General features: G+C 40.4%; 6 protein-coding genes. 4 read left to right on the forward strand and 2 right to left on the reverse strand.

Translation table 11 applies throughout. The features are described 5' to 3' along the window. Window positions 1-44: 44 nt before the first annotated feature. The 3 genes from cdaA to QR40_RS20405 are packed head-to-tail and all read left to right on the forward strand — an operon-like array spanning window position 45 to window position 2,477. The gene (gene cdaA, locus QR40_RS20395; RefSeq protein WP_044289762.1) at window positions 45-908 is read left to right on the forward strand and encodes a diadenylate cyclase CdaA; all 864 of its coding nucleotides are present in this window, start codon (window positions 45-47) and stop codon (window positions 906-908) included. Continuing rightward, window positions 886-2,211, forward strand: a complete 1,326-nt coding sequence (locus tag QR40_RS20400) for a CdaR family protein (protein ID WP_027296759.1) — start codon at window positions 886-888, stop codon at window positions 2,209-2,211. Before cdaA ends, QR40_RS20400 begins: the two co-directional genes overlap by 23 nt. Before the next feature lie 2 nt (window positions 2,212-2,213). Further along, the gene (locus QR40_RS20405; protein ID WP_027296760.1) at window positions 2,214-2,477 is read left to right on the forward strand and encodes an HPr family phosphocarrier protein; all 264 of its coding nucleotides are present in this window, start codon (window positions 2,214-2,216) and stop codon (window positions 2,475-2,477) included. 146 nt (window positions 2,478-2,623) lie between these two features. On the opposite strand, the gene QR40_RS20410 is transcribed toward QR40_RS20405, so the two are convergent. Further along, on the reverse strand, window positions 2,624-4,855 hold the full coding sequence (locus QR40_RS20410) for a L,D-transpeptidase family protein (RefSeq protein ID WP_044296563.1): 2,232 nt from the start codon (window positions 4,853-4,855) through the stop codon (window positions 2,624-2,626). Between the two features lie 125 nt (window positions 4,856-4,980). Beyond that, window positions 4,981-5,844, reverse strand: coding sequence for an NTP transferase domain-containing protein (locus QR40_RS20415; protein ID WP_044296564.1), 864 nt, complete (start codon window positions 5,842-5,844; stop codon window positions 4,981-4,983). A gap of 110 nt (window positions 5,845-5,954) precedes the next feature. Between QR40_RS20415 and QR40_RS32660 the strand changes: the two genes are divergently transcribed. Continuing rightward, on the forward strand, window positions 5,955-6,080 hold the full coding sequence (locus QR40_RS32660; RefSeq protein WP_276325451.1) for a hypothetical protein: 126 nt from the start codon (window positions 5,955-5,957) through the stop codon (window positions 6,078-6,080). Window positions 6,081-6,458 lie beyond the last annotated feature (378 nt).

Raw genomic sequence — 6,458 nt, forward strand, 5'->3', positions numbered from 1 at the left:
TTAGAAGGGGCGTGAGAGCAGTGGAGGTTATAAAGAGATTTTTTATGGTAAATCTTTATAAGCTGACGGAGCCTATCTCCAATATTAACTACAGAGATGTGATCGAAATAATTATCCTGACATTTATCGTTTACCGACTTCTGGTATGGATAAAGGATACAAGGGCATGGACTTTGTTAAAGGGGATCCTGCTCCTGGGGCTGTTTGTTTTAATAGCCAATATTTTCGAACTGGATACCATAACATTTTTGATTAATAAAGGAATTGGTTTTGCATTTATGGCAGTAATGGTAATTTTTCAGCCGGAGCTTCGCAGGGCATTGGAAGAATTGGGAGAGAAAAAGATATTTACAACATTAACGCCATTTGATACAGCCAGAGATATCAGAGAACGTTTTAGTGATAAAACGGTAAATGAATTGGTGAAAGCAACAGTTGAGATGGCAAAGGTTAAGACGGGTGCATTAATTGTCATTGAAAATAATGTTACGCTGGCTGAGTATGAAAGAACCGGGATCGCTATTGATTCCATATTAACCAGCCAGTTACTGATTAATATATTTGAGCATAATACGCCGCTTCACGATGGGGCAGTGATTGTAAGGGGGAATCGGATTATTTCCGCTACCTGTTACCTGCCTTTATCGGATAACCTGGCGCTCAGCAAAGAACTTGGAACCAGACACAGAGCCGGTGTTGGAATCAGTGAGGAGACTGATTCATTGACAATTATTGTTTCAGAAGAGACGGGAAGCGTTTCACTTGCCAGCAAGGGCAAACTAATGCGGGATGTTGACGCAGCAGTATTGAGACAGCAATTAGTGATTCTTCAGGATAAATCCGTAGACACGAAAAAGTTCAGACTTTGGAAAGGAAAGGGTAAAAATGAAGAAAAGCTTGGTGAATAACTTTGGTCTAAAACTGATTTCCATTGTACTGGCATTTTTTATCTGGATGATCGTGGTTCAGGATAATGATCCGGAAAAAACGAAGCCATTTACCAATATACAGGTTGAAATGGAAAATCAGGAGAGTATGGAAAAGCTGGGTAAGGTCTATGAGGTTCTGAATAATACAGATACGGTTACCGTGTATGTTACAGGAAGAAATTCAGTGATAAAGGAACTGGACAACTCTGATTTCAGAGTAACGGCTGATCTTGAGAATCTTAATGACCTGGGGACCGTACCGTATGTAATAACCTGTAAGAACTCATCCATTAAAAAAGAAAATATAAAGGTAGAGCCGTCTTCCCTAAAGGTCAGAATTGAGCCCAAGGTAGAAAAATCATTTGCGGTAAAAGCTGTGACTACGGGAAACCCCAAAACAGGTTATGTTATCGGAAATGCAACCGTAAAGCAGGGGGATTCGATTATTGTAGCGGGACCACAGTCTTTGATTAATATTATCAGCCGTGTCGTAGTTGCAGTGGATGTTAACGGACTGAATGAAAGTAAAAGCCTGAAAGGTACACTCAAAATCATCGATAAAAATGATGAAGAGTTTGCTGAGACGAAAATGAAGAGTATGGAATGTAAGACATCCAGTGGTGTTCCAATCACAGAATTAGGATCTGTGGAGGTCTTTGCAGATCTGTGGAGGGTACAGCCCGATATCAAGCTGGATGTGAATGTAGTGGGTATGCCGGCAGTTGGTTATAAGAAGACAGATACTACGATAACACCGGAAACAATCAGCCTTGCAGGAACAGAAAGCGCTTTAAAGGAATTGAACGGTCATTTGCAATTGAATGAGGATGTTTCAGTAGAAGGGGCAACTTCTGATGTTACAAAGAAGATTGAGCTTCAGGATATGTTGGCGGAACAGCATGATTTGAAGTTGGTGGAGACAGCAACGGATACCGTTACTGTAACGGTCGGGATTGAAAAAGCAGGAACAAAAACGGTGTATTTACCGGTGAACAGGCTAAATACGAAAAATATTCCGACAGATTTAAAGATAACACTGACGCCATCGGATAAGATTCCAATCATAATCACAACTACAACAGGTGAGCTAAATGAGTTTGATGCAGAAGATATTAAGGCGACACTGGATTTAAGCGATTATAAAACAGCTGGAACTTATAAAGTAACATTAAAAGTGGAACTGCCAGAAGGATATGTTTTGGCATCTGATGTAATAATTGTTGTGAATCTGGAGAAAAAAGAAGAAACTGCAATTACAGAAAAAAGTACGGTGGAGGAATAATTATGGTTAGTCAAAAGGTAACAGTGAAGAATGCGACGGGCCTTCATTTAAGGCCGGCAGGGGTACTTTGTAAAGAAGCGATGCAATTTAAGTCCTTAATCACATTTACAAAAGACAGCAGTACGGCAAATGCAAAAAGTGTATTAAGTGTGTTGGGTGCCTGTGTCAAATGCGGCGATGAAATTGAACTGGTTTGCGAAGGTGAAGATGAGAATGAAGCATTGGAAACACTTGTAAATGCCATAGAGAGCGGACTGGGAGAATAAGGAAAACCCTGCAGAGTTCAATCTGCAGGGTTTTTTATATCAGTAATTTATTCAGGCAAAAAAGAAAAGCTGCAGGAGATGTTATCCTGCAGCTTTTCTTGTATACATCCAGTACATCCTTGCGCAATTCAACTTTTAAATACGCTCTAGTGAAATAACGGATCAGTCGGATCATGTGTTGCATTGGCATCCATATACTGTAATGCAGGTTTTCCCAGTGGTCCCGGGTTACTTGCATCATCATAGATGGTTACTTTTGTACCAATTGGACAATGATCATAGAGCCATTTTGCATCTGCTACAGTCAGCCGGATACATCCGTGGGATGCAGGTTTTCCAAGCTGATTATAAGTAGCTGCCGGTAAGGAGTTCGGATCTCTGTATCTGGTTACCGGTGCAGAATGGAACAGGATCTCCGGGGTCAGGTGAGAACAATACTGTCCCCAGCTGGGTCCGTCTAATTCATGCCAACGCAGTTTATCCAGCATTGTAAAGTTACCTAGTGGAGTCCATCCAACCTGTATACCGGTAGAACAAAGCATTGCTTTGATTGGTTCACCGTCTGCATACACGGTAATGGTGTTTGCTGCACGGTTTACTTTCACGGTAAGTGTTCCGGTGGATAATAAATCAATTCCGCCGCTGGAACCAAAGTTGTATACTTTTCCATCAACGGTTTGTCTGCCTTTTAACATAACGCCTTTACTGTTGAAGTAATACTTCTTAGCATCATAGGTCAGCCAGCCGGTACGTCTTGATCCCGTATCTGTTTCCAGGTAGTAGGTCTTGGATCCAAGATTCATCCAGCCTTTTTTCATGGCACCGCTGCTCTTGTTAAAATAATAATACTTGCCGCTGATTTTCTGCCATCCTGTTTTCATGGCGCCTGTCTTAGAATCTAAGTAATAAGTAGATCCGCCAAGAACTCTTCTGCCGGTAAGCATTTTACCGTTAGAAGCGAAATAATACCATTTCTTATTAATCTTTTCCCAGCCTGTCTGGCGTACACCCTTGGAATTCAGGTAGTAAGTACTCTTACCCCTTTTAAGCCACCCATTTTGCATAACGCCGGTGGATTTGTTGTAGTAATAATAATTGTTTTTGTATTTTACCCAGCCAGTATACAACTGTCCTTTTTTATTTGAATAATAGGATTTTCCGGAATCTGTAAAACGTCCGATACGGATCTGACCTTTACTGTTTGCAAAATATCTTTTGCCTTTGTATTTAAAAACTCCGGTTTTAATACGTCCATATTTGTCTGAGTAATATTTTTTACCTTTGTATGTAGTGATTCTGTCTGTACGGACAACACCACTGGAAGAAATGAGGTATCTTTTGCCACCTATTGTTTTCAGGCAGTTTTTATACATGGAAACATTAAATGCATAGTACTTTGAACCAATTTTTTTGACTGTTTTTGTAACTAGTGTTCCATCCGGATTGGAATAATATTTTTTCTTATCCGCTGCTGTATTCCAGCCGTTTGTTTTGATTTCCCCGTTCGTCATCACAAAATAGTATGCATTGTTGATTTTCATAGCACTGTTCTTACCGATAATTAAAGAACCATCGCCATTAAAGTAATACTTTTTGCCGTCTACTGTCTGCAAACCAGTTACTAATACACCGTCCGGATTGGAGTAGTATTTTTTGTTTGCATAAGTGTTCCAGCTTTTAAGCTTGATTTCTCCGGTGGACAAAACGAAATACAGAGTGTTATTGATCTTCTGTGGTGCATTGCTTCCTATCAGCATGGAACCGTCTGCATTGTAGAAGTATTTTTTTCCGTTGATCGTCTGAAAGCCAAATCTCATGATGCCATCCGCATCAAAATAGTACTGTTTGCCTTCGATGGTAACCTGACCTGATACACGAATACCGTTCGCATCAAAATAATATTTATTGTTATCGATTTCCTTTATTATCCCTTTCAGGCGCTCTCCATCCTGAATGTAATATGTTTTGCCATCTACGGTATGCCAGCCGTTTTCTTCTATAACAGCTTCGGTTTCGTCCGCTTGCTTAGGAGCAGTTGTGGATGGCTGAATGGGAGCTTCTGTTGCAGGTGGTGTAGCAGGTTCCGTAACAGGTTCGGTAGCATCTGTAACAGGTTCGGATGTCGTCTCAGCTTCTGTACCTTCTGTATTTTCCAGTGTTTCTGTTTCCGAATCACGTTCATTAGTAAGCTGAGTGGCAGTTTCTTCCGTAACAGGTTCTGTGTTAGACTCTGTCTCTGATGCCGTGTTGACGTTGGTTGTCTGAACAGTCTTTGGAGCAGAACCATCGGGTGATTCAGCTGCAAAGGCTACGGAGGACAAGCCTAAAGTCAGACATGCAGAAAGACAAAGAGCCGCTAATACTTTTTTCATTTTCATAAATAAAGCTCCTTTTCTAATTGTGCATAAACGTTCTCCCCACTAGTGTAATATATTAACTTTATATTTTCAATGAGAAATCCCCCTATACCGGAAAAATTAAGAAAAACTTATTAAATAGAACGTCAGTTTCCGGTAAGACATCCGTTGCAATAACAATATGTGCATTTTCTGCATGTAAATGTAAATCCTAAAACTCCAAAACCATCATGAAAGGGTTGTATGTTACGAATTTCAGACTCCTGACAAGACAATTGACATGATATATCTTCTAATATTGCCGATTTACTATTGGTTAAATAAGAGTCGTCAAAGCTGCGTAATTCCTCTAAAGAATCAAATTCCATAATGGAATCCCGGGGATATTTTTTTATATATAGATCCAGTTCGGAAATATGCCTTATATATAAATGTTCCCACATAAAATTCTGAATAGAAGGATCCTGGTATTCCTTTTCCAGAATTGATCGGAAGCGCGAAGAAAAACGGGCATCCCAAAATACATGTCCAAGCATATACCAGGCATCTGTTCCGCCGATATTTACCTGAGTAATTAATCCGTTGGGATCTGCTGCAATACACCATTCATCTGTAGGTCCGTCCGCATACACTGCCGCGTAAAAGGCATGGACTTCCTGACAGTGAAATGGATTCTCAGGAAAATAATTATCGGATGAGCAGATATAGCTGTTTTTTAAATATTTTCTGGCTGCATAGATAGAAGAATGGTTATTACGGGTAGAATACTCTGTATTTTCAATCAGGATTACCCCATACTTTTCTTTCAGATAATTATACTGTTCTTTAAGGTATCCGGTAACGACTATGATTTCGTTAATGCCGGCTTCTTTCAATTGCTGTATCTGCCGTTCAATGAGAACCTCTCCTTTTACGACGGTAAGCCCTTTGGGGTACTCCAGTGAAAGAGGTACGAAACGTGAAGCAAATCCGGCAGCCAGAATAATGGCGTTTTCGACTTTGATTTTCATTATGAAATCTCCTGTGTGATATTTGATGTGACTATTGTAGAAGAATTAGGAGAGAAAGTCCAGAAAAATATTTGGGTTTTGCTGAGAAGGGAGACGCTTTGTAGATAGAGATGGTGAACGGAAAGATGGGAGTGGGAAACTTGTATGGACTCCGTCAGCTTGCCGCAGAACTGGTATTTTCTAACCTTTCCGAAGCGCTTTTTGGCGGCCCGCGGGTATTCACCGAGAAATCCTGATGCATTTCTCGGTTCAGTACCCGCTTAGTATCCGATGGGAGCCAGTCGAATACTATCCGCCAAAAAACACTCCGCAAAGGTAAGTAAATGAACTGTACCCTTTGTCAAGGACATTTTAAAAAGTGGGGCACTTTTTTCGCACCTTTACTTCCAAAGTATCCTGCATACAGGTACACCTCTTTAAATGTCATGGTATTCTATGAAATTTTTTAACTATCCGTATTTTTCTGATATAATTGGCATCCAAGTTCTTCCGGTTTYTTGGCTATGACCGGATGCGCAGGTATTTTGGGAACATCCAGTGGATATTCTCCAGTGATGACAAATTTATAAAACTCATTGGGTGCAAGCTTCGCCAGATGCCATTGGTACCGCTGA

The organism is Robinsoniella peoriensis (assembly GCF_000797495.1).
In the GTDB taxonomy this organism is placed as follows: domain Bacteria; phylum Bacillota; class Clostridia; order Lachnospirales; family Lachnospiraceae; genus Robinsoniella; species Robinsoniella peoriensis.

Bases quoted from the DNA above. Each gene is read 5' to 3' on its own strand.
- QR40_RS20415 (WP_044296564.1), bottom strand. From the start codon at position 5,844: ATGAAAATCAAAGTCGAAAACGCCATTATTCTGGCTGCCGGATTTGCT.
- QR40_RS20405 (WP_027296760.1), top strand. From the start codon at position 2,214: ATGGTTAGTCAAAAGGTAACAGTGAAGAATGCGACGGGCCTTCATTTA.
- QR40_RS20400 (WP_027296759.1), top strand. From the start codon at position 886: ATGAAGAAAAGCTTGGTGAATAACTTTGGTCTAAAACTGATTTCCATT.
- cdaA (WP_044289762.1), top strand. From the start codon at position 45: ATGGTAAATCTTTATAAGCTGACGGAGCCTATCTCCAATATTAACTAC.
- QR40_RS32660 (WP_276325451.1), top strand. From the start codon at position 5,955: ATGGTGAACGGAAAGATGGGAGTGGGAAACTTGTATGGACTCCGTCAG.
- QR40_RS20410 (WP_044296563.1), bottom strand. From the start codon at position 4,855: ATGAAAATGAAAAAAGTATTAGCGGCTCTTTGTCTTTCTGCATGTCTG.